Here is a 20,389-nt window from a genome sequence, read left to right on the forward strand (position 1 = left end):
GGCGCGGTCAAAATGTGGGCTTGCTCGCGAAGGCATCACCTGGGTCTCAATGGTTGACGGTGTACGCCAACATCATCGACAACTGGCACATCGGCCGCCCACTCTCGGCATGCCACTGGTTGAAGGCGCCCTGTACTGTGGCCAAATCCCGCAGGCTGGTCGGCGCCTTGTCGACGATCTTCTGCGCATTCAACGCCGCCACCACGTCATAGCTCGGCACAAACGTATCCTTGCCCACCATGCGCAGGAAACGCGGTGCCGACAGCCCGCCCAGTTGGTGGCCATGCTTGCTCAGGTATTTCCATAGCCCGACGATATCGGTTACCGGCCAATCGGCGACAAACGCACCGAAGCTGCCCTTTTCCTGCTCGATGTCCAGGATCATCTGCGCATTGCGCGGCACACTCTTGAGCTTGCCCAGGTGGCGGATGATGCGGGTGTCCTGCATCAGGCGTTCCAAGTGCTCGGCGCCCATCAGCACGACTTTTTCCGGATCGAAGCCGAAAAACACCTGTTCAAACGCCGGCCATTTCGCGTCGACCACACTGTGCTTCAAGCCCGCACGGAAGACCCGCAGCGCCAGGGTCGACAAGTAGCGGTCATCACTGATCTTGCGCAATTGCGCCGGGGTCTTGGGCACAGGCAGATGGGCTTCCAGCTCGGCCGCCGAACCGAAGCGGTTCAGACAATATTCGTGCAGCCACTTGTAATCGCGCATGCCCTCTCCTGGCAGTTGAATTGAAAACGGCGCCCGCAAGCGCCGTTTACTAGAGCCTCGACGAGGCTTAGAGGTTCACTACATTGACGAAACGCGAAGCAGCCGTCTCATCGATTTTCAAGCTGGTGAAATCGAACAGGTTGCGATCAGCCAGTTGAGACGGGATCACATTTTGCAGGCTGCGGAAGATGCTCTCGGTACGCCCGGGGGTCTTGCGCTCCCAGTCCAGCAGCATGTCCTTGACCACCTGGCGCTGCAGGTTTTCCTGGGAGCCGCACAGGTTGCAGGGGATGATCGGGAATTGCTTGAAGTCGGAGTACGCTTGGATGTCCTTCTCGTTGCAATACGCCAGCGGGCGGATTACCACATTGCGCCCGTCATCGGCGCGCAGCTTGGGCGGCATGGCCTTGAGCGAGCCATTGAAGAACATATTCAGGAAGAAGGTCTCGACGATGTCATCGCGGTGATGCCCCAGGGCCATCTTGGTCGCGCCGATCTCGTCGGCAAAGGTGTAGAGCGTGCCACGGCGCAGGCGCGAGCACAGCGAGCAGGTGGTCTTGCCTTCCGGGATCAGCTCCTTGACCACCGAGTAGGTGTCTTTCTCGACGATGTGGTACTCGATGCCCAGTTCTTTCAGGTAGGCCGGCAGCACGTGCTCGGGAAAGCCTGGCTGTTTCTGGTCCATGTTGACGGCGACGATCTCGAACTGGATCGGCGCGACCTTTTGCAGGTGCAGCAGTACGTCGAGCATGGTGTAGCTGTCTTTGCCACCAGAGAGGCAGACCATGACCTTGTCACCGTCCTCGATCATGTTGAAATCGGCGACCGCTTCACCGGCCAGGCGACGCAGGCGTTTTTGCAGTTTGTTCTGGTTGACCGTAAGAGTGCCCATGGCGCTTGGATCCGCTGAAGGTGTGTGACGAAAAGCGCAGCATTTTACCGATATGAGCGGCCGAGTTCCAATGTGGGAAGGGGCTTGCTCCCACATTTGACAGACCCCACCGCGATTAAGCGCCCTGTTTACAGCGCAATTTGCTCTAAAGGCCCTACAGTTATTCCGGTCATCACTTCCTATACTGCGACTTGAGGTCGCACACATATCCAGACCTTTCAGGCCATCTGGCCGGTGGGCGCTCCGATGGGGGGCGATGGTAATAACGACAGGAGTGACTGGCATGATCCATCACGTCGTGGGGCTTTTTACCCATCCCGACCAGGAATGGCGGGAAATCCGTGGCGATAAAGAAGAAAGTATCGGCCACATGTACCTCACTCACACCCTGATTCTCGCGGCGATCCCCGCCGTGTCCGCCTTTATCGGCACCACCCAGGTCGGCTGGGTCATCGGCAACCGGGCGCCGGTGATGTTGACCCAGGAAAGCGCGCTGTGGATGACGCTCATGTCTTACGCGGCCATGCTTGGCGGCGTTGCGGTGATGGGCGCGTTCATTCACTGGATGGCCCGCACCTACGACGCCAGCCCCAGCATGGCACGCTGCGTGGCCTTCGCCACCTATACCGCAACGCCACTGTTTGTCGGCGGGCTGGCGGCACTCTACCCGCATATGTGGCTGGGCATGGTGGTCGGCACGGCGGCCATTTGCTACACGGTGTACCTGCTCTACGTGGGGCTGCCGACCTTCATGAGTATCGACCCGGACGAAGGCTTCCTGTTTTCCAGTTCGGTGTTGGCCGTGGGCCTGGTGGTACTGGTGGCGATCATGGCGTTTACCGTGATCGTCTGGGGCCTGGGCGTAGGGCCCATCTACACCAACTAGGCAACTCAACCCGCAGGCAAGGCCACCGCAAGGTGGCTTTGTGCGTTATGCATGACCATTCGGCGCCTGACAGATTCGGAAACACCCTGCTTTGCGGCATACTGGGCGTCTCTGGAGATTTGTACAGCATGCCCGAGCAACTCAATACCCGCGTCGAAGATTGTTTCCTGCAAGCCGAATCCTTTTTCAAACGAAGCTTCAAACGCCCCCAGGTCAGCCTCAAGCTGCGGGGCCAGAAAGCCGGTGTCGCGCATTTGCACGAGAACCTGCTGCGCTTCAACCCGCAGTTGTACCGTGAAAACAGCCAGCATTTTCTCAAGCAAACCGTGGCCCACGAAGTGGCGCACCTGATTGCCCACCAGTTGTTTGGCGAGCGTATCCAGCCCCACGGCGAGGAATGGCAGTTGATCATGCGCGGGGTCTACGAACTGCCGCCGGACCGCTGCCATACCTATGAGGTCAAGCGCCGCCAGGTGACCCGTTATATCTACCGCTGCCCGTGCGCGGACAGTGACTTCCCGTTCTCGGCGCAGCGCCATGGCCTGGTGAACCAGGGGCGGCGGTATTTGTGTCGGCGGTGTCGGCAGACTCTGGTGTTCACTGGGGAAACTCGAGTGGAATGAGGGCCTCTTCGCAGGCAAGCCAGATCCCACATCAGGATCTGTGAACGCAATCAAAATGTGGGAGCTGGCTTGCCTGCGAAAGCGTCCGCTCAGTCAACCTACAACCTTGGCCTGACGCAATTCATCTATCCGCTGAGCACCGAACCCCAGCTCCACCAACACCTCGTCACTATGCGCCCCCACTGCCACCCCAATATGCCTGGGCGCCGGCAACCCTTCTGAGAACTTCAGCGGGCAGGCCAATTGCGCTTGTGTCGAGCCATCCCCCCGGGGCACATGGCTGACCAATGCCCGAGCCTTCAACTGCGGATGTTCAACAGCCTCCGCCAGGCTCAACACCGGCTCCACACACGCATCCACACCGGCAAACAACTCACACAATTCTTCAAAACTGCGCTTCTCGAATTCCACCTGCAGGGCCTGCTTGAGCACTGCCTGCTGCTCTGGCTTCACGCTGTGGGCCGCCAGCTCCGGCCTTCCGAGCGCCTCACACAATTGCTGCATAAAGGCCGGCTCCAAACTCCCCACCGACATCCAGCGCCCATCGCGAGTGCGATAGTAATCGTAAAAACTGCCACCATTGAGTACATGATTCTCCCACTCCGGCTCCAGCCCGCAGGCCAGATAGCCAGCCCCGGCCATGGCGTTCAGGCTGAACGAACAATCGGTCATGCTCACATCCAGGTATTGCCCCACTCCGCTCTGCTGCCTGGCAATCACCGCCGCCAGCAAGCCCACCACCGCATGCAGCGAACCACCTGCCACGTCCGCCAGTTGCACGCCCAGCGGCAACGGCCCGCTGTCCCGCCGCCCGGTGTGACTGGCCACACCGGCCAACGCCAGGTAATTGATATCGTGCCCGGCGCGGTCCTTGTAAGGGCCGGTCTGGCCGTAGCCGGTAATCGACACATAAATCAACCCGGGATTGATCGCCTTCAGCGCCTCATAACCCAGCCCCAGGCGCTCCATGACCCCAGGGCGAAACTGTTCGAGCAGGATGTCATGGCCCTTGACCAGCTCACGCACGATCTCCACCGCCTCGGCCTGCTTGAGATCCAGGGCCAGGCTGCGCTTGTTGCGGTTCAGATACGCGTGACTGGCCGACGTACCCTGATCATGGGGCGGCAGCACCCGCAACAAGTCCATGCGCGTGGGCGATTCGATACGCAGCACCTCGGCGCCCATATCCGCCAGCATCAACGAGGCAAACGGGCCGGGCAGCAAGGTGGAAAAATCCAGCACTTTAAGGGACGCCAAGGGACCAGACATAGAGACTCCATTCGGGTTGCGATCACCCACAGACTAGGCAGCCTGACGGCTACCGGCAATCGTCAGAACGATCAGTGACAGTGACCGTTTTGATCACGGCGGGCTTTTTCGCGGCGGCGGCTTTATCATTGGCCGACGTTTGTTGGCAGAGTCTCCCATGAAGTTCGCGATTGCACTGTATAGCGCCGCCCACGCGCCCTCCTCGCGCCGCGCCCTGCTGTTCGCCCAGGCAGCGCTGGCGGGCGGGCATGAGATTGTGCGGCTGTTTTTTTATCAGGATGGCGTGTACAGCGCGTCCAATATCATCGTAGCGCCCCAGGACGAGCCGGACATTGCGCGCCAATGGCGCGAGTTTGTCAGCCAGCATCAGCTCGACGGCGTGGTATGTATCGCCGCCGCCTTGCGCCGTGGTGTGCTGAACGCCGAGGAGGCCGCACGCTATCAACGCAGCGCGGTCAATCTGCAGGCGCCATGGGCGTTATCGGGCCTTGGGCAGTTGCATGACGCGATCCAGGATGCCGACCGTCTGATCTGTTTTGGAGGGCCGTGAGATGTCCAAATCCTTATTGGTGATCAGCCGACAGCCGCCGTGGTCCGGGCCAAGTGCGCGGGAAGCACTGGATATCGTGCTGGCTGGTGGCGCGTTTGATCTGCCCATTGGTCTGCTGTTTCTGGATGACGGTGTGTTCCAGCTGGCGCCGCATCAGGCCGCCAAGGCCGTGCAACAAAAAGACCTGAGCGCCAACTTGCAGGCATTGGGCCTGTTCGGCATTGATGACGTGTTCGCCTGCGGCCACAGCCTGTCCGCACGCGGGTTGCTGCCGCCCGCCAATGCGCAGACGCTGCACAGCCAAGCCATTTGCGAGCTGATTGATCGTTACGACCAGGTGATTACCCTCTGATGTCGACTCTACATGTGGTGTCTCACTCTCCCTTTACCGATAGCCGCCTCGACAGCTGCCTGCGCATCTGCGGCGCTCAGGACGCAATCCTGCTGTGTGGCGACGGTGCCTACGCGCTGCACACACCCGCCCTGCAAAGCAAAGGCGTGAAGGTCTTTGTACTGGCCGAAGACATGCAGGCGCGCAACCTGCCGCTTCCCGACTGGGCTGACAGCGTGGATTATCCAGGTTTCGTGCAACTGTCGATCGACTACGACAAGGTCAACACCTGGCTATGAACACCCTGACCGTCGGCACACGCAGCCTCGAACTGGACAAGGACGGTTACCTCGTCGACCTCAATGACTGGTCCGATGAGGTGGCGCACGCCCTGGCCGCTGCCGAAGCCCTGGAGCTGACCGCGGATCACTGGGAAATCCTCAAGCTGCTGCGCCAGTTCTATACCGAATTCCAGCTGTCCCCCGCCACACGCCCGCTGATCAAGTACACCGCCTTGAAACTGGGTCCGGAAAAGGGCAACAGCCTGCGTCTAAACAAACTGTTCAACGGCACTCCCGCCAAACTCGCCGCCAAGCTGGCGGGCCTGCCCAGGCCGACGAATTGCTTATGACCGACTTCACCCCATTGACCCTCAACACGCCCGAAGAGCACCCTTTTGCCCAGTTCGTGCGCATCCTCGGCAAAGGCAAGCGCGGCGCGCGCAACCTCACCCGCGAAGAAGCGCGGCAAGCCATGGGCATGTTGCTCGACGAAAAGGTCGAGGACACCCAGCTCGGCGCCTTTTTGATGCTGCTGCGTCACAAGGAAGAGAGCCCGGAAGAACTGGCCGGTTTCACCGAAGCGGTACGTGAACGCCTGGATGCACCGGCGTTGAACGTGGATATCGACTGGCCGACCTACGCCGGCAAAAAGCGCCATCTGCCGTGGTTTCTGCTGGCGGCCAAATGCCTGGCGCAAAACGGTGTGCGCATTCTGATGCACGGCGGCGGTGCCCACACGGCGGGCCGCCTGTACACCGAGCAACTGCTGGAGACGTTGCAGATCCCGCTGTGCCGCAATTGGCAGCAGGTGGGAAGCGCCTTCGAGCAGGGCAACCTGGCCTTTATCCCGCTGGGCGACTGGGCGCCGCAATTGCAACGCATGATCGACCTGCGCAACACCCTCGGCCTGCGCTCGCCCATTCATTCCCTGGCGCGGCTGCTTAACCCGCTGAATGCGCGCTGCGGCCTGCAAAGCATTTTCCACCCGGGCTACCAGGGCGTGCACCGCGATGCCAGCGGCCTGCTCGGGGACAATGTGATCGTGGTCAAGGGCGACGGCGGCGAGATCGAAATCAACCCCGACACCCTCAGTCACCTGTATGGCACCACCGGCGGCCAGAGTTGGGACGAAGAGTGGCCCGCCCTCTCCGCCCAGCGTCACGTCAAACCGGCGACGCTTGAGCCTGAACAGTTGAACGCGTTGTGGCGCGGCGAAGTCGAGGACAGCTACCCGCAACTGGCGCTGATCGCCACCATGGCCCTGGCGTTGCGCGGTCTCGGCCACCCGCGGCAACAGGCCTTCGAATTGGCCCAGCAATACTGGGATGCACGGGATAAATCGATTTAGTCGATCATTCACCCCCGGTCTTTGCGCTTTTAGTTCGAACTCATCCCTTTAGACTGGACTCCAACGTTTAACAGCCAAGGAGCCAGTCATGGGTTTGCTGATTGAAGGACAGTGGAAAGACCAGTGGTATGAAAGCAGCGCAGATGGCGCTTTCCAACGGGAACAGGCACAACGTCGCAACTGGGTGACCGCCGATGGCGCGCCCGGCCCGAGTGGCGAAGGTGGCTTCAAGGCTGAGGCCGGCCGCTATCACCTCTACGTGTCCCTGGCCTGCCCCTGGGCGCACCGCACCCTGATCCTGCGCAAGCTCAAAGGTCTGGAAAGCCTGATCGACGTGTCAGTGGTCAGCTGGTTGATGCTGGAAAACGGCTGGACCTTCGACAAGGCCCACGGCTCCAGCGGTGACAAACTGGACGATCTGGCCTTCATGCACCAGCGCTACACCGCCGATACGGCCGACTACACCGGGCGCGTCACCGTGCCGGTGCTGTGGGACAAAAAACTCAAGCGCATCGTCAGCAATGAATCGGCGGAAATCATCCGCATGTTCAACAGCGCGTTCAACGGGCTGACCGGCAATACCCTGGATTTTTATCCCGACACGCTGCGGCCGACCATCGACGCCCTGAACGAACGTATCTACCCGGCCGTGAACAACGGCGTATACCGCGCAGGTTTTGCCACGTCACAACAGGCGTATGAACGTGCGTTTGATGATGTGTTTGCCGAGCTGGATCATTTGGAACAACACCTGGGCCAGCATCGTTATCTGGCCGGAGAGTACCTGACCGAGGCGGATGTGCGGCTGTTCACCACGTTGATTCGCTTTGACGCGGTGTATTACAGCCACTTCAAGTGCAACCTGCGGCGGATTGCCGATTATGCGAATTTGTCGAATTGGCTAAGGGAGATGTATCAGTGGCCGGGCGTGGCCGAGACGGTGGACTTTGCCCATATCAAGGGGCATTACTATGCCAGCCATCGCACGATCAACCCGACCGGTATTGTGCCGAAGGGGCCGTTGCAAGAGTTTGACAACAGCCATGATCGGGCGCGACTTTCAGGTAAAGGTGTCTTTAGCTGATCTGGATTATCGGTTGTATTTGATGGCCTCATCGGGAGCAAGCCCCCTCCCACATTTTGACTGTGTTCACAAACCAAAATGTGGGAGGGGGCTTGCTCCCGATGCTTTTAAGGCTCAGACCTGAGACTGAGCCCCTTCAAACCATTTGAGCTTCTCGCGCAACACCACCACCTCACCCACGATCACCAGCGTCGGTGCATGTACTTCATGCTCCGCCACCATGCGCGGCAAGTCCGCCAGGGTGCCGGTAAACACGCGCTGGTTGGAAGTGGTGCCCTGCTGGATCAAAGCCGCCGGTGTGTCCGCCGAGCGCCCGTGCTTGATCAACTGCTCACAAATGATCGGCAAGCCAATCAGGCCCATGTAGAACACCAGGGTCTGCGACGGCCCGACCAGGTCCTGCCAGGGCAGATCCGACGTATTGTTCTTCAGGTGCCCGGTGATGAAGCGCACCGATTGCGCATAGTCACGGTGCGTCAGCGGAATCCCGGCATACGCGGCACAACCACTGGCCGCCGTGATCCCTGGCACCACCTGGAACGGGATGCCATGGGCCGCCAATTCCTCGATTTCTTCGCCACCGCGCCCAAAAATGAACGGATCGCCGCCCTTGAGGCGCAGCACGCGCTTGCCTTGCTTGGCCAGGTCGACCAGTTGCTGGTTGATCTGATCCTGGGGCACAGCGTGGTCGGCACGCCGCTTGCCGACGTAAACCCGCTCGGCATCACGACGGCACAGTTCCAGGATCGCCGGCGCAACCAGACGGTCGTACAGCACCACGTCGGCCTGCTGCATCAGGCGCAAGGCACGAAAGGTGAGCAAGTCCGGGTCACCCGGGCCTGCACCCACCAGGTACACCTCGCCGGGTGCATAAGGTGGCGCGCCATTGACCTTTTCGATCAACAGGCGCTCAGCTTCATCGCCCTGCCCGGCCAGTTGACGGTCGGCAATCGGCCCCTGGAACACCTCTTCCCAGAACGCCCGGCGCTGCTGCACATCCGGGTACAAACCTTTGACCTGGGCGCGAAAACGCGCGGCCAAACCGGCTAATTGGCCGTAGGTGGACGGAATCCAGGTTTCCAGCTTGGCGCGGATCAAGCGCGCCAGCACTGGCGCGTCGCCGCCGCTGGACACCGCAATCACCAACGGCGAACGGTCGACAATCGCCGGGAAGATCACGCTGCACAAGGCCGGCGCATCCACAACATTGACCGGCACGCAACGGCGCTTGGCCTCACTGGACACTTGCGCGTTCAGCGGCTCGTCGTCCGTTGCCGCGATGATCAGGGTGCAACCCTCCAGGTCAGCCTCCTGATAACCGCGCAAAATCAGTTCCCCGCCACTGCCCAGTACCAGTTCACGCAACTGGTCTTCGATCTGGGGAGCAACCACCCGCAGCAACGCACCGGCGTCGGCCAGCAGCCGGGATTTGCGCAAGGCAATCTCCCCGCCACCGACGACCAACACTCGACTGCCGCGCAGGTTATGAAACAGCGGCAGAAATTCCATTTAGGCGATGACCTCAACGCCGCCCATGTACGGCTTGAGCACCTCAGGTACACGGATCGAACCGTCAGCCTGCTGGTAGTTTTCCAGCACGGCCACCAGGGTACGGCCTACGGCCAGGCCCGAACCGTTAAGGGTGTGCACCAACTCCGGCTTGCCGGTTTCCGGGTTACGGAAACGCGCCTGCATACGACGGGCCTGGAAATCACCGCAGTTGGAGCACGACGATATTTCGCGGTATTTGTCCTGGCTCGGTACCCACACTTCCAAATCGTAGGTCTTCACGGCGCTGAAGCCCATGTCGCCAGTGCACAGCGCCAGTACGCGGTACGGCAGCTCCAGCAGTTGCAGCACGCGTTCGGCGTTGGCGGTCAGGCCTTCCAGGGCTTCCATGGAGGTCGACGGCTCGACCACCTGCACCATCTCGACCTTGTCGAACTGGTGTTGGCGGATCATGCCGCGCGTATCGCGACCCGATGCGCCGGCTTCACTGCGAAAGCACGGGCTGTGGGCAACCAGCTTCAACGGCAGTTGCTTGGCATCGAGGATTTCGCCGGCGACGATATTGGTCAGCGACACCTCGGCGGTCGGGATCAGGTACAGATCGGCTTCGCCGTCGCGAGTGATCTTGAACAGGTCTTCCTCGAATTTCGGCAACTGGCTGGTACCCATCAGCGCCGGCGCCTGGACCAGGTACGGGGTGTAGGCTTCTTCGTAGCCATGCTCACCGGTGTGCAGGTTGATCATGAACTGCGCCAGCGCACGGTGCATACGGGCGATCGGGCCGCGCAGCAAAGCGAAACGGGCACCGGACATTTTTGCCGCGGTCTCGAAATCCAGGCCACCGGTCAATTCGCCCAGGGCCACATGGTCCTTGATCTCGAAATCGAAGGCTTTGGGCGTACCCCAGCGGCGTACTTCAACGTTGCCGTCTTCGTCTTCGCCTACCGGCACGGATTCGTGGGGCAGGTTCGGAATGCCCAGCAGGATCGAGTCCAGCTCGGTCTGGATGCCTTCCAGCTCGGTTTTGCCGTTGGACAGCTCAGTGCCCATACGCTCGACATCCGCCATCAACGGTGCGATGTCTTCGCCGCGCTGTTTGGCCTGGCCAATGGATTTGGAACGCGCATTACGCTCAGCCTGCAGTGCTTCGGTGCGGGTCTGGACGGTCTTGCGCTGTTCTTCCAGCGCTTCGATGCGCGCAACATCCAAGGCAAAGCCACGGGATGCCAGGCGGTCCGCTACGTCCTGAAGGTTGCTACGTAACAGTTTGGAATCGAGCATGTCGGTCTCTCGTTATCAAAGTTTGGTCAAGGACAGGCCGGCCCAGGTGGCGAGCAGCCCGCCGAACACGCTGATGCCCAGGTACCCGAAGGCGACCAGGGCCTGCCCGCTTTCCAGCAGGCGCAGCGTATCCAGTGAAAAGGATGAAAAGGTCGTCAGACCGCCTACAAAACCGACAATCAAGCCGGCGCGAATTTCAATCGGCACTTCCGGGCGCAACAGGAACCAGCCGTACAACAGCCCGATAATCAAACAGCCCACCAGGTTGACTGCCAGGGTCGCCGCATAAAAATGCTTCGGCCACTGGACGCTGACCCAGGTGCTGGTGGCGAAACGCAATAATGTACCAGCGATGCCAGCTGCGGACACGGCAAGAATCGTCTTGAGCACTACTTTCTCCGCTGACGGGGGCTGAGACGGTCGAGTTGGGCCAGATGGTTGAGCTTTTCGCCGATCTTCAGCTCTAGCCCACGGGGCACTGGCTGGTAGAGCGGCAACGGTTCCAGCGCATCGGGGAAGTAGTCTTCGCCGGCTGCATAGGCATCCGGTTCGTCATGAGCGTAGCGATATTCGTCACCGTAACCCAGCTGCTTCATCAGTTTGGTCGGCGCGTTGCGCAAGTGCATCGGCACTTCCAGCGATCCATGTTCAGCCGCCGCTCGCAGCGCCGACTTGAAGCCCATGTACACCGCGTTGCTTTTCGGTGCGCAGGCCAGGTAGGTGATGGCCTGGGCCACCGCCAACTCGCCTTCCGGGCTGCCGAGGCGCTCCTGCACCTCCCAGGCCGCCAGGCACAGGCTCAGGGCGCGCGGGTCGGCATTGCCGATGTCTTCGCTGGCCATGCGCACCACGCGACGGGCCAGGTACAACGGATCGCAACCGCCGTCGATCATGCGTGCGAACCAGTACAGCGCACCGTCAGGGTTGGAGCCGCGCACTGACTTGTGCAGCGCGGAAATCTGGTCGTAGAAAGCTTCACCGCCCTTGTCGAAGCGCCGGCGCGTATCACCCAGCAGGCTTTGCAGCAGGTCGACGCCAATTTCGCCGCCGTCTTCAGCCAGGTCCGAGGCGTTTTCCAGCAGGTTGAGAAAACGCCTGCCATCGCCGTCTGCGGCGGTGAGCAGGATCCTGAAGCCTTCGTCACTGACGCTCAGATGGCGCTTGCCCAGGCCCTTGTCTTCATTCAGGGCCCGCTGCAGCAATTTCTGCATCGCCGCCTCGTCCAGGCTTTTGAGCACGTAGACACGCGCTCGCGACAACAAAGCGTTGTTGAGTTCAAACGAAGGGTTTTCAGTGGTGGCGCCGATGAAGATCAAGGTGCCGTCTTCAACATACGGCAGGAACGCATCCTGCTGCGACTTGTTGAAGCGATGCACTTCGTCGACAAACAGGATGGTGCGCTTGCCGTACTGCCCGGCCTGCTGCTTGGCGACTTCCACCGCCTGGCGGATTTCCTTGACCCCGGCGAGTACCGCCGAGACCGTTTCAAAGTGCGCATCCGAGACTTTCGCCAGCAGCCGCGCCAGGGTGGTCTTGCCCACGCCCGGCGGCCCCCAGAAAATCATCGAGTGCAGCGCGCCCTGCTCCAGGGCTTCGCGCAAGGGCTTGCCGCGAGCGAGCAGGTGTTCCTGACCGACGTACTCATCCAGGTTGGTCGAACGCAAGCGTGCGGCCAGGGGCTGGGCAATCGGGTCACTTCGAAACAGATCCATGGGCAGCGCTTGAAACCTCTCGGCAGATTATTCCTGGATCACGTCGGCACCCTTGGGGATGTCGAACTTGAACTTGGATGCGGGCACCGGCTGGTTGGCCTTGACCCCGGAAAACAGGATATCGGTGCGCTGGCCAACGCTGTCGACCAGGCGCATGTTATTGATCACGCCGTTGCCGAACGACAGGGACAGCGTGTCAAACAGCGTGTCCTTGGATTTTGGCTTGAGGGTGAACTCGATCACGTTGCTGGTCTGTTTGGAAGTGATGTCGAAGCTGTCGTTGATTTTCGACACGTCACCCGACAGCAGCAGTGCGGGTGTCTGGTTCAGGCGTGGATCGAGCTTCTTGATGGTCGCCTGTTCCAGGTCCGGGTCCCACAGGGTGACCTTCTGACCATCGGAAACGATGGTCTGCTCAGCCTTGCCTTCGGTATGCCAGTAGAACAACCCAGGGCGCTGCACGGCCATCTCACCGGCGGTTTCCTGCAACTGGGTGCCACCGGCATCCAGGGTCAGTTGGGAGAAGCGCGCGGTCAGGGTCTGGGATTTGTCCAACAGGTTCTTCAGGCTGGCGACGGAAGCCGGGTCAGCGTGAGCCGAAACAGCGGTCAGGGCCAGTGCCGGCAACAACAGCATGCGGATAAAGCGCATGGGAGTCCTCATTGAGTAGTCAGGGCGGTGCCGCGTGTTACCACGCGGCACCGGGGTCAGTCGCGCATCTGCCCGGGGGCGATGATTTCACGCGAGCCGTTGGTGTTCATTGCAGTGACGACGCCGGCGTGTTCCATGGCTTCGATCATGCGGGCAGCGCGGTTGTAGCCGATTTTCAATTTGCGTTGCACTGCGGAGATAGAGGCGCGACGGCTTTCCAGCACGAAGGCCACGGCCTCATCGTAAAGCGCGTCGGTTTCGGCATCATCGTCGCCACCGCCGCTGCCACCGTCAAAACCGCTGCCGGCCTCTTCGACGCCTGCGAGGATGTCGTCGTTGTATTCCGGGGCGCCGCGCAGTTTCCAGGCTTCGACCACGCGGTGTACTTCGTCATCGGACACAAAGGCACCGTGAACGCGAATCGGCAGGCTGGTGCCCGGCGGCATGTAGAGCATGTCACCGTGGCCCAGCAGTTGCTCGGCGCCACCCTGGTCGATGATGGTCCGTGAGTCGATCTTGCTCGATACCTGGAACGCCATGCGTGTGGGGATGTTGGCCTTGATCAGGCCGGTGATCACATCCACCGACGGGCGCTGAGTCGCGAGGATCAAGTGAATCCCGGCGGCACGTGCCTTCTGGGCAATACGCGCGATCAGTTCTTCGACCTTCTTGCCGACGATCATCATCATGTCAGCGAATTCGTCGACCACCACCACGATGGTCGGCAGCTTGGTCAGCAGCGGTGCCTCATCGTGAATGTTTTCGCGCTTGTACAGCGGGTCGGTCAGCGGTTCGCCGGCGTCCTGGGCTTCCTTGACCTTGGCGTTGAAGCCCGACAGGTTACGTACGCCCATCTTGGCCATCAGCTTGTAGCGGCGCTCCATCTCGGCAACGCTCCAACGCAGGGCGTTGGCGGCGTCCTTCATGTCGGTAACCACCGGGCAGAGCAGGTGCGGAATGCCCTCGTAGATCGACAGCTCCAACATCTTCGGGTCGATCATGATCAGCTTGGCGTCATCCGGCCCGGACTTGAACAGGATCGACAGGATCATTGCGTTCACACCCACCGACTTACCGGAACCGGTGGTACCGGCTACCAGCAGGTGAGGCATTTTCGCCAGGTCGGTGATCACCGGCTTGCCGCCAATGTCATGGCCGAGGGCCAGGGTGACCGGCGATTTGAAATTGTCGTATTCGGGGGTCGACAGCACTTCGGAGAAACGCACGATCTGGCGGTCTTCGTTGGGAATCTCGATACCCACGGTGGTCTTGCCCGGGATCACTTCCACCACGCGCACGCTGGTCACGGCCAGGGAACGGGCCAAGTCTTTGGCCAGGTTGGAAATGCGGCTGACTTTTACACCGGCGGCCGGCTGGATTTCGTAACGGGTAATCACAGGGCCGGGATGGATCGAATCCACCGACACTTCGACGCCGAACTCCTTGAGCTTGATTTCCAGCAGATGGCCGACGGCCGCCAGGGATTCGGGGGAATAATTGAGCTGTTTCTTTTCTGCCGGGTCAAGAATCGAGATCGGCGGCAAGGTGCCTTCGACGGCGCTGTCGATAAACAGCGGGGCCTGTTTCTCTTTCTGTACGCGATGGCTGGGTTCTGGCGCCTTGGGCGGTGCCGGAGCGATCACTGGCGGTACCTGCTTCTCGCGATCCGACATGTGCTTGCTCAGGGCCTGCTCGCGCTCGATCAAGCGTTCCTTGACCTTGGCCTGCTCGCGCCGATCCGGCGTGCTCGGGGCCACCACCTCATTGACGCGGGTGTCCACCTCACGCAGTTGGGCAACCATTTGCTTGCGCTCGACACGGGCGGCCCACCAGCGGTTGGCAGCGCCCTGGAACAATTCGAACAGGTCGAGGGTGATCTTGCCGGTCACGTCCATCACCTTGAACCATGACAGGTCGGTGAACACCGTGAGGCCGAACAGGAACAGCGCGATGAACATCAAGGTGCTGCCCTGGATATTCAGCGTGCGCCGCGCCAGGTCACCGAGGCTTTCGCCCAGCGCCCCGCCCGCACCCGCCGGCAGACCGGTGGGTGCATGGAAGTGAATATGCGCCAGCGCCGCGCCGGACAGCACCAGGAACACCAGGCCGATCAGGCGCCAGGAGAACAGCCAGCCGCTCCACTGCCACGGCTCGTGACGCTGGCGGAAGATCTGCCAGGTCTTGATCGCCAGCAGCAGCGGGAAAATGTACGCGAAATAACCCAGGATCATGAACAGGATATCGGCGCTGTAGGACCCGACCGGCCCACCGAAATTCTGCACATCGTCGATCTTGCTGTTATGGCTCCAGCCCGGATCGTCCTTGCCATAGGTGAGCAAGGCCATCATCAGGAACAGGCACAGCGCACCGATGGCAATCAGTGCGCCTTCCTTGAGTCGGTAATGCAGGTGCTGGCGCCAGGCCGGTACGACTGCTGCTTTAGGTGCTGCGGCGGATTTCTTCAAAACGGGTCTTTTCCTGCGCCTTTAGCGCGTCCATCTGTTGAATGACTACACATGACTGCCCTATCCCGAGCAGCTGAAAAATGAACGTATGTTGCTGAATCTACTTTTAACACCAGGTCACGGATAGGTGAAATGGCGATAACGCCACAATGGGCGCATTGTACGGGTTTGCGTGCGCGATGCCACACACTTGCCCTCCACCTGGCAGCCTTGGCAATCGAAGTGTCAAAGCCTGTTCAATTTGAGCATGCATTGCCTTTGCTGACAAAGGCTTATGAGCTGTATCTGGCAATCCAGGCAAACTTGGCAAATGGCTGGCATGTGCCAGCCCCGATTACGACCGCGCCTTATGCGCAGAGTTGCAGAAACACCCGCTCATGCTAATCCGGCCTCACGGCTTAATCGGGCTGGCCCCTTGGCGCCGGGTCGACAATAATCAACGCTTATGCGGCAGATGCCTTGTCTGCCACTCCCCTCCCCTTCCGTAAGCCTGGATGCCATGCTGACCTGGTTACAACGCGACAACCTGACTTTCCCGCCCCTGGCCAAGGCCATGCGCGAACCCAATGGCCTGCTCGCCGCTGGTGGCGACCTGTCGGCCGAACGCCTGATCCAGGCCTATCGCCATGGCTGCTTTCCGTGGTTTTCAGAAGGCCAACCCATCCTCTGGTGGTCACCCGACCCACGCACGGTGATCTTCCCCGACGAACTGCATGTGTCCCGCAGCCTCGGCAAACTGCTGCGCCAACAGCGTTATACCGTGACGTTCGACCAGGATTTCGCCGCCGTCATCCAGGCCTGCGCTGCACCGCGCGCCTACGCGGACGGCACCTGGATCACCGAGGGCATCCAGAACGCCTACCTGGCGCTGCACAAGCGCGGCTACGCCCACTCCGTGGAAGTGTGGGACCAGGGCGAACTGGTAGGTGGCCTGTATGGCCTGGCGATGGGCCAGCTGTTTTTTGGCGAATCCATGTTCAGCCGCGCCGACAACGCCTCGAAATTCGGTTTCGCCACATTGACCCGTCAATTGCAGGCGTGGGGCTTCGTGCTGATCGACTGCCAGATGCCCAATGACCACCTGCACAGCCTGGGCGCCCGCGCCATACCGCGCAGCGACTTCGCTGACTTGCTGCGCAAGCATTTGGACCAACCCAGCTCTGGACCGTGGGTTTCGTAGGCGACTTTCGCCTACCTGGCTTACACTTATTCCAAAGCTTATCCCGAGGGTTGATCATGACCGAGCTGGCGCGCTTGAAGTTCTATGCCACTCAAGCCCACTCTTGCAGCTATCTGCCCGACGAGCAGGCCACCACGCTGTTCCTCGATCCCAGCCAGCCGATGGACGTGCACGTGTACGCCGACCTCTCGGAGATGGGGTTTCGGCGCAGCGGCGATCATCTGTATCGACCTCACTGCCAGAATTGCAACGCGTGTGTGCCGGCGCGCATCCCTGCCGCGCAATTTTTGCCCGATCGCAATCAGAAACGCATCCTTAAACGCAATGCCGACCTGACGGTAAACGCGGTCAAGCCGCAGTACAGCGAAGAGTATTTCGATCTTTACCAGCGCTACATCGAGCAACGCCATGCCGATGGCGACATGTTCCCGCCCAGCCGTGATCAGTTTTCCACCTTCCTGGTACGTGACCTGCCGTTCTCGCGTTTCTACGAGTTCCGCCTCGATGGACGGCTGCTGGCCGTGGCGGTGACCGACCTGCTGCCCAACGGCCTGTCGGCGGTGTACACCTTCTATGAACCCGAAGAGGAACGCCGCAGCCTCGGGCGCTTTGCGATCCTCTGGCAAATAGGTGAAGCACTGCGCCTGGAACTGGAAGCGGTGTACCTCGGATACTGGATCAAGAACTGCAAAAAGATGAACTACAAGACCCAATATCGGCCCATTGAGCTGCTGATTAATCAAAGATGGGTCACACTTAACTAGAACCCCTTGGCTTGAACCCTCTTTTTCGGGCACAATGCACGCCGCTTTTGCCTGGCGCAGTTGCACCGGGCCATTCACTGGATACCGAGGGCTTTACTGCATGTCGAAAGAAGACAGCTTCGAAATGGAAGGCACTGTCGTCGACACCCTGCCCAACACCATGTTTCGTGTGGAGTTGGAAAATGGGCACGTCGTAACCGCGCATATCTCCGGCAAGATGCGCAAGAACTACATTCGTATTCTTACCGGTGACAAAGTGCGCGTCGAGCTGACGCCCTATGACTTGAGCAAAGGGCGCATCACTTACCGCGCTCGCTAAGCAAGTCAATACAAAACGCCCGGTTATGCCGGGCGTTTTTGTGTGGGTGGCATACACATAAATTGTGGGAGGGGGCTTGCCCCCGATAGCAGTGTGTCAGGCAACTAATTTGTTGCTGAACCACCGCTATCGGGGGCAAGCCCCCTCCCACATTGGATCTCCATTGTTCTGAGAATTGCATTTCAAGTCAGCAAAAAGGCGCCTTTCGGCGCCTTTTGTGTTGTTGCAGAACGATCAGGCCATTTCTGCCGTGGTCTCGAAATCGAAGGTCAGCTCGCCGTCCTTCAGGTCGATATGCACCACGCCACCATGATCGGAGAGTTCGCCGAACAGGATCTCTTCGGCCAGCGGCCGCTTGATCTTGTCCTGGATCAGACGCGCCATTGGGCGTGCGCCCATTGCCGCATCGTAGCCGCCCTCTGCGATCCAACTGCGAGCCGCTTCCGTCACATCCAGCTGCACGCGCTTGTCTTCCAACTGCGCCTGAAGCTCGGTGAGGAACTTGTCCACCACGCTCTTGATAACCTCATGGCTGAGGCGACCAAATTGGATAATGGTGTCCAGACGGTTGCGGAACTCCGGCGTGAAGCTCTTCTTGATCACTTCCATTGCATCGGAAGAGTGATCCTGATGCGTGAAGCCGATAGACGCTCGCGCAGCAGTTTCAGCACCGGCGTTGGTGGTCATGATCACGATCACATTACGGAAGTCCGCCTTGCGCCCGTTGTTATCGGTCAGCGTCCCGTGGTCCATGACCTGCAACAGCAGGTTGAAGACTTCCGGGTGAGCCTTCTCGATCTCATCGAGCAGCAGTACGCAATGCGGCTGCTTGGTGATCGCCTCGGTCAACAAGCCGCCCTGGTCGAAACCGACATAGCCGGGCGGCGCACCGATCAGGCGCGACACGGTGTGACGCTCCATGTACTCGGACATGTCGAAACGGACCAGCTCGATACCCATGGCCTTGGCCAACTGCCGCGCCGCCTCGGTCTTGCCGACACCGGTAGGCCCTGCGAACAGGAACGAACCGACCGGCTTGTCCGGCGACTTGAGGCCCGCACGGGACAACTTGATCGCAGTGGACAGCGAGTCGATCGCCGCATCCTGACCGAACACAGTGAGCTTGAGGTCGCGCTCCAGGTTACGCAGCAGCTCCTTGTCGGAACTGGTGACGTGTTTTGGCGGAATCCGCGCGATTTTCGCCACGATGTCCTCGACCTGAGGCACATCGATACGTTTCACACGCTTCTCGACCGGCTGTAGCCGCTGGTAAGCGCCCGCCTCGTCGATCACGTCGATGGCCTTGTCCGGCATGTGCCGGTCATTGATGTAGCGCGACGCCAGCTCGGCCGCCGCACGCAGGGCCTCATCGGTGTACTCGATGCCGTGGTGCGCTTCAAAACGCCCCTTGAGCCCGCGCAGGATGCCAATGGTGTCTTCAACCGAAGGCTCGGACACGTCGACTTTCTGGAAGCGACGCGCCAGGGCACGGTCTTTTTCGAAAATGCCGCGAAACTCCTGGAAGGTGGTGGAGCCGATGCAGCGGATATCACCCGAAGACAGCAATGGCTTGAGCAGGTTGGAGGCGTCCATCACCCCACCGGAGGCCGCACCGGCACCAATGATGGTGTGGATCTCGTCGATGAACAGGATCGCCTGCGGGCGTTTTTTCAGCTCGCCGAGCAGCGCCTTGAAGCGCTTCTCGAAATCGCCACGGTACTTGGTCCCGGCGAGCAATGCGCCCAGGTCAAGGGAGTAGACGACGCTGTTGGCCAGCAGGTCCGGCACCTGGTTGTCGACAATGCGCTTGGCCAGGCCTTCGGCAATCGCGGTTTTACCCACGCCCGCCTCACCCACCAGCAACGGGTTGTTCTTGCGACGCCGCGCGAGGATCTGCGCTACACGCTCGACCTCGCTCTCACGCCCGACCAGCGGATCGATCCGCCCCTGTCGCGCCATCTCATTGAGATTGCTGGCATAGGCATCCAGCGGGTTGCTTGAAGAAGAAGACTCACCGCCCTCGTCGTCCTGCATATCCTGCTCACCCTCGGAATGATCGCCGTGCCCAGGCACCTTGGAGATACCGTGGGCGATGTAATTGACGACATCAATACGGGCAACGCTCTGCTGCTTGAGCAGAAACACGGCCTGGCTTTCCTGTTCGCTGAAAATTGCCACCAGCACGTTTGCGCCTGTGACCTCACGCTTACCGGAGCTCTGTACGTGGAAGACAGCACGCTGCAATACCCGCTGGAAGCCCAGGGTTGGCTGGGTCTCGCGGTCCTCGTCATGCACGGGGATCAGTGGCGTGGTGGAGTCGATAAACTCCTGCAGATCATGCTTGAGTTTGTCGAGGTTGGCGCCGCACGCACGCAGAACGGTGGCGGCAGCTTCATTATCCAAAAGTGCCAGCAAAAGGTGCTCGACGGTCATGAACTCATGACGCTTCGAACGAGCCTCCTTGAAGGCAAGATTGAGGGTGACTTCGAGCTCGCGGTTTAACATAGCTTCACCTCATACCCAAGT

21 protein-coding genes are annotated in these 20,389 nt (G+C 60.3%); 11 read left to right on the forward strand and 10 right to left on the reverse strand.

Features of this window, described 5'->3' with window-relative positions:
• Positions 1-46 precede the first annotated feature (46 nt).
• Together IH404_RS17250 and ttcA are read right to left on the reverse strand one after the other, a co-directional pair.
• On the reverse strand, positions 47-718 hold the full coding sequence (locus IH404_RS17250) for a DNA-3-methyladenine glycosylase I (RefSeq protein WP_010209632.1): 672 nt from the start codon (positions 716-718) through the stop codon (positions 47-49).
• Between the two features lie 67 nt (positions 719-785).
• Positions 786-1,610 carry a tRNA 2-thiocytidine(32) synthetase TtcA gene (gene ttcA / locus IH404_RS17255; protein WP_005789069.1) on the reverse strand — a complete coding sequence of 275 codons (825 nt, stop codon included), beginning with the start codon at positions 1,608-1,610 and terminating at the stop codon, positions 786-788.
• A gap of 283 nt (positions 1,611-1,893) precedes the next feature.
• On the opposite strand from ttcA, the gene IH404_RS17260 reads away from it, so the two are divergent.
• Together IH404_RS17260 and IH404_RS17265 are read left to right on the forward strand one after the other, a co-directional pair.
• Positions 1,894-2,496, forward strand: a complete 603-nt coding sequence (locus IH404_RS17260; protein ID WP_005789070.1) for a Yip1 family protein — start codon at positions 1,894-1,896, stop codon at positions 2,494-2,496.
• 128 nt (positions 2,497-2,624) lie between these two features.
• The gene (locus IH404_RS17265) at positions 2,625-3,119 is read left to right on the forward strand and encodes a SprT family zinc-dependent metalloprotease (protein WP_057703126.1); all 495 of its coding nucleotides are present in this window, start codon (positions 2,625-2,627) and stop codon (positions 3,117-3,119) included.
• A gap of 93 nt (positions 3,120-3,212) precedes the next feature.
• Here IH404_RS17265 and IH404_RS17270 read toward each other — a convergent pair whose 3' ends face one another.
• A complete protein-coding gene (locus tag IH404_RS17270) occupies positions 3,213-4,388 on the reverse strand; it encodes a CaiB/BaiF CoA-transferase family protein (RefSeq protein WP_194438575.1) in 1,176 nt (391 codons plus the stop codon).
• 157 nt (positions 4,389-4,545) lie between these two features.
• Between IH404_RS17270 and tusD the strand changes: the two genes are divergently transcribed.
• From tusD to IH404_RS17300, 6 genes are all read left to right on the forward strand, one after another.
• Positions 4,546-4,938: a sulfurtransferase complex subunit TusD gene (tusD, locus tag IH404_RS17275; RefSeq protein ID WP_194438577.1), complete on the forward strand. Its 393-nt coding sequence runs from the start codon at positions 4,546-4,548 to the stop codon at positions 4,936-4,938.
• Between the two features lies 1 nt (position 4,939).
• Entirely contained in the window at positions 4,940-5,290 is a 351-nt protein-coding gene (gene tusC / locus IH404_RS17280) for a sulfurtransferase complex subunit TusC (RefSeq protein WP_005789073.1), read from the forward strand.
• Positions 5,290-5,568, forward strand: a complete 279-nt coding sequence (gene tusB, locus IH404_RS17285; RefSeq protein ID WP_005789074.1) for a sulfurtransferase complex subunit TusB — start codon at positions 5,290-5,292, stop codon at positions 5,566-5,568. The genes tusC and tusB overlap by 1 nt, the downstream gene beginning before the upstream one ends.
• Positions 5,565-5,900 (forward strand): TusE/DsrC/DsvC family sulfur relay protein, encoded by a 336-nt coding sequence (locus tag IH404_RS17290; RefSeq protein ID WP_005789076.1) that lies wholly within the window; start codon positions 5,565-5,567, stop codon positions 5,898-5,900. Before tusB ends, IH404_RS17290 begins: the two co-directional genes overlap by 4 nt.
• On the forward strand, positions 5,897-6,898 hold the full coding sequence (locus IH404_RS17295) for a glycosyl transferase family protein (protein WP_194438579.1): 1,002 nt from the start codon (positions 5,897-5,899) through the stop codon (positions 6,896-6,898). The genes IH404_RS17290 and IH404_RS17295 overlap by 4 nt, the downstream gene beginning before the upstream one ends.
• Before the next feature lie 88 nt (positions 6,899-6,986).
• Positions 6,987-7,982, forward strand: a complete 996-nt coding sequence (locus tag IH404_RS17300) for a glutathione S-transferase family protein (protein WP_194438581.1) — start codon at positions 6,987-6,989, stop codon at positions 7,980-7,982.
• Positions 7,983-8,096: 114 nt separating this feature from the next.
• On the opposite strand, the gene cysG is transcribed toward IH404_RS17300, so the two are convergent.
• Genes cysG through IH404_RS17330 form a run of 6 tightly spaced genes read right to left on the reverse strand, consistent with a single transcriptional unit; the run spans position 8,097 to position 15,600 of the window.
• Positions 8,097-9,491 carry a siroheme synthase CysG gene (gene cysG / locus IH404_RS17305; RefSeq protein ID WP_005789079.1) on the reverse strand — a complete coding sequence of 465 codons (1,395 nt, stop codon included), beginning with the start codon at positions 9,489-9,491 and terminating at the stop codon, positions 8,097-8,099.
• The gene (gene serS, locus IH404_RS17310) at positions 9,492-10,772 is read right to left on the reverse strand and encodes a serine--tRNA ligase (protein WP_005789081.1); all 1,281 of its coding nucleotides are present in this window, start codon (positions 10,770-10,772) and stop codon (positions 9,492-9,494) included.
• 15 nt (positions 10,773-10,787) lie between these two features.
• A complete protein-coding gene (gene crcB, locus IH404_RS17315) occupies positions 10,788-11,162 on the reverse strand; it encodes a fluoride efflux transporter CrcB (RefSeq protein ID WP_194438583.1) in 375 nt (124 codons plus the stop codon).
• Complete coding sequence (locus IH404_RS17320) at positions 11,162-12,484, reverse strand: replication-associated recombination protein A (RefSeq protein ID WP_194438585.1); 1,323 nt, start codon at positions 12,482-12,484, stop codon at positions 11,162-11,164. The genes crcB and IH404_RS17320 overlap by 1 nt, the downstream gene beginning before the upstream one ends.
• A 27-nt stretch (positions 12,485-12,511) precedes the next feature.
• Complete coding sequence (gene lolA, locus IH404_RS17325) at positions 12,512-13,135, reverse strand: outer membrane lipoprotein chaperone LolA (RefSeq protein WP_003174700.1); 624 nt, start codon at positions 13,133-13,135, stop codon at positions 12,512-12,514.
• A gap of 56 nt (positions 13,136-13,191) precedes the next feature.
• On the reverse strand, positions 13,192-15,600 hold the full coding sequence (locus IH404_RS17330) for a DNA translocase FtsK (RefSeq protein ID WP_005789085.1): 2,409 nt from the start codon (positions 15,598-15,600) through the stop codon (positions 13,192-13,194).
• A gap of 499 nt (positions 15,601-16,099) precedes the next feature.
• Here IH404_RS17330 and aat point away from each other — a divergent pair, with 499 nt between their 5' ends.
• From aat to infA, 3 genes are all read left to right on the forward strand, one after another.
• A complete protein-coding gene (aat, locus tag IH404_RS17335; protein WP_005789086.1) occupies positions 16,100-16,780 on the forward strand; it encodes a leucyl/phenylalanyl-tRNA--protein transferase in 681 nt (226 codons plus the stop codon).
• A gap of 56 nt (positions 16,781-16,836) precedes the next feature.
• Positions 16,837-17,544 carry an arginyltransferase gene (locus IH404_RS17340; RefSeq protein WP_005789087.1) on the forward strand — a complete coding sequence of 236 codons (708 nt, stop codon included), beginning with the start codon at positions 16,837-16,839 and terminating at the stop codon, positions 17,542-17,544.
• 100 nt (positions 17,545-17,644) lie between these two features.
• Entirely contained in the window at positions 17,645-17,863 is a 219-nt protein-coding gene (infA, locus tag IH404_RS17345; RefSeq protein ID WP_002553999.1) for a translation initiation factor IF-1, read from the forward strand.
• 234 nt (positions 17,864-18,097) lie between these two features.
• Here the strand turns inward: infA and clpA are convergent, their stop codons facing one another.
• Positions 18,098-20,368: an ATP-dependent Clp protease ATP-binding subunit ClpA gene (gene clpA / locus IH404_RS17350; protein WP_005789088.1), complete on the reverse strand. Its 2,271-nt coding sequence runs from the start codon at positions 20,366-20,368 to the stop codon at positions 18,098-18,100.
• Between the last annotated feature and the right edge of the window lie 21 nt (positions 20,369-20,389).

Source organism: Pseudomonas sp. OST1909, assembly GCF_015277575.1.
GTDB lineage: Bacteria > Pseudomonadota > Gammaproteobacteria > Pseudomonadales > Pseudomonadaceae > Aquipseudomonas > Aquipseudomonas synxantha_A.

Excerpts from the sequence above, each read along its gene's own strand:
- IH404_RS17260 (WP_005789070.1), top strand. The coding sequence starts at position 1,894 with ATGATCCATCACGTCGTGGGGCTTTTTACCCATCCCGACCAGGAATGG.
- IH404_RS17270 (WP_194438575.1), bottom strand. The coding sequence starts at position 4,388 with ATGTCTGGTCCCTTGGCGTCCCTTAAAGTGCTGGATTTTTCCACCTTG.
- IH404_RS17340 (WP_005789087.1), top strand. The coding sequence starts at position 16,837 with ATGACCGAGCTGGCGCGCTTGAAGTTCTATGCCACTCAAGCCCACTCT.
- serS (WP_005789081.1), bottom strand. The coding sequence starts at position 10,772 with ATGCTCGATTCCAAACTGTTACGTAGCAACCTTCAGGACGTAGCGGAC.
- IH404_RS17265 (WP_057703126.1), top strand. The coding sequence starts at position 2,625 with ATGCCCGAGCAACTCAATACCCGCGTCGAAGATTGTTTCCTGCAAGCC.
- infA (WP_002553999.1), top strand. The coding sequence starts at position 17,645 with ATGTCGAAAGAAGACAGCTTCGAAATGGAAGGCACTGTCGTCGACACC.
- IH404_RS17320 (WP_194438585.1), bottom strand. The coding sequence starts at position 12,484 with ATGGATCTGTTTCGAAGTGACCCGATTGCCCAGCCCCTGGCCGCACGC.
- IH404_RS17250 (WP_010209632.1), bottom strand. The coding sequence starts at position 718 with ATGCGCGATTACAAGTGGCTGCACGAATATTGTCTGAACCGCTTCGGT.
- lolA (WP_003174700.1), bottom strand. The coding sequence starts at position 13,135 with ATGCGCTTTATCCGCATGCTGTTGTTGCCGGCACTGGCCCTGACCGCT.
- IH404_RS17295 (WP_194438579.1), top strand. The coding sequence starts at position 5,897 with ATGACCGACTTCACCCCATTGACCCTCAACACGCCCGAAGAGCACCCT.
- tusB (WP_005789074.1), top strand. The coding sequence starts at position 5,290 with ATGTCGACTCTACATGTGGTGTCTCACTCTCCCTTTACCGATAGCCGC.
- clpA (WP_005789088.1), bottom strand. The coding sequence starts at position 20,368 with ATGTTAAACCGCGAGCTCGAAGTCACCCTCAATCTTGCCTTCAAGGAG.
- tusC (WP_005789073.1), top strand. The coding sequence starts at position 4,940 with ATGTCCAAATCCTTATTGGTGATCAGCCGACAGCCGCCGTGGTCCGGG.
- IH404_RS17300 (WP_194438581.1), top strand. The coding sequence starts at position 6,987 with ATGGGTTTGCTGATTGAAGGACAGTGGAAAGACCAGTGGTATGAAAGC.
- aat (WP_005789086.1), top strand. The coding sequence starts at position 16,100 with ATGCTGACCTGGTTACAACGCGACAACCTGACTTTCCCGCCCCTGGCC.
- cysG (WP_005789079.1), bottom strand. The coding sequence starts at position 9,491 with ATGGAATTTCTGCCGCTGTTTCATAACCTGCGCGGCAGTCGAGTGTTG.
- IH404_RS17290 (WP_005789076.1), top strand. The coding sequence starts at position 5,565 with ATGAACACCCTGACCGTCGGCACACGCAGCCTCGAACTGGACAAGGAC.
- tusD (WP_194438577.1), top strand. The coding sequence starts at position 4,546 with ATGAAGTTCGCGATTGCACTGTATAGCGCCGCCCACGCGCCCTCCTCG.
- ttcA (WP_005789069.1), bottom strand. The coding sequence starts at position 1,610 with ATGGGCACTCTTACGGTCAACCAGAACAAACTGCAAAAACGCCTGCGT.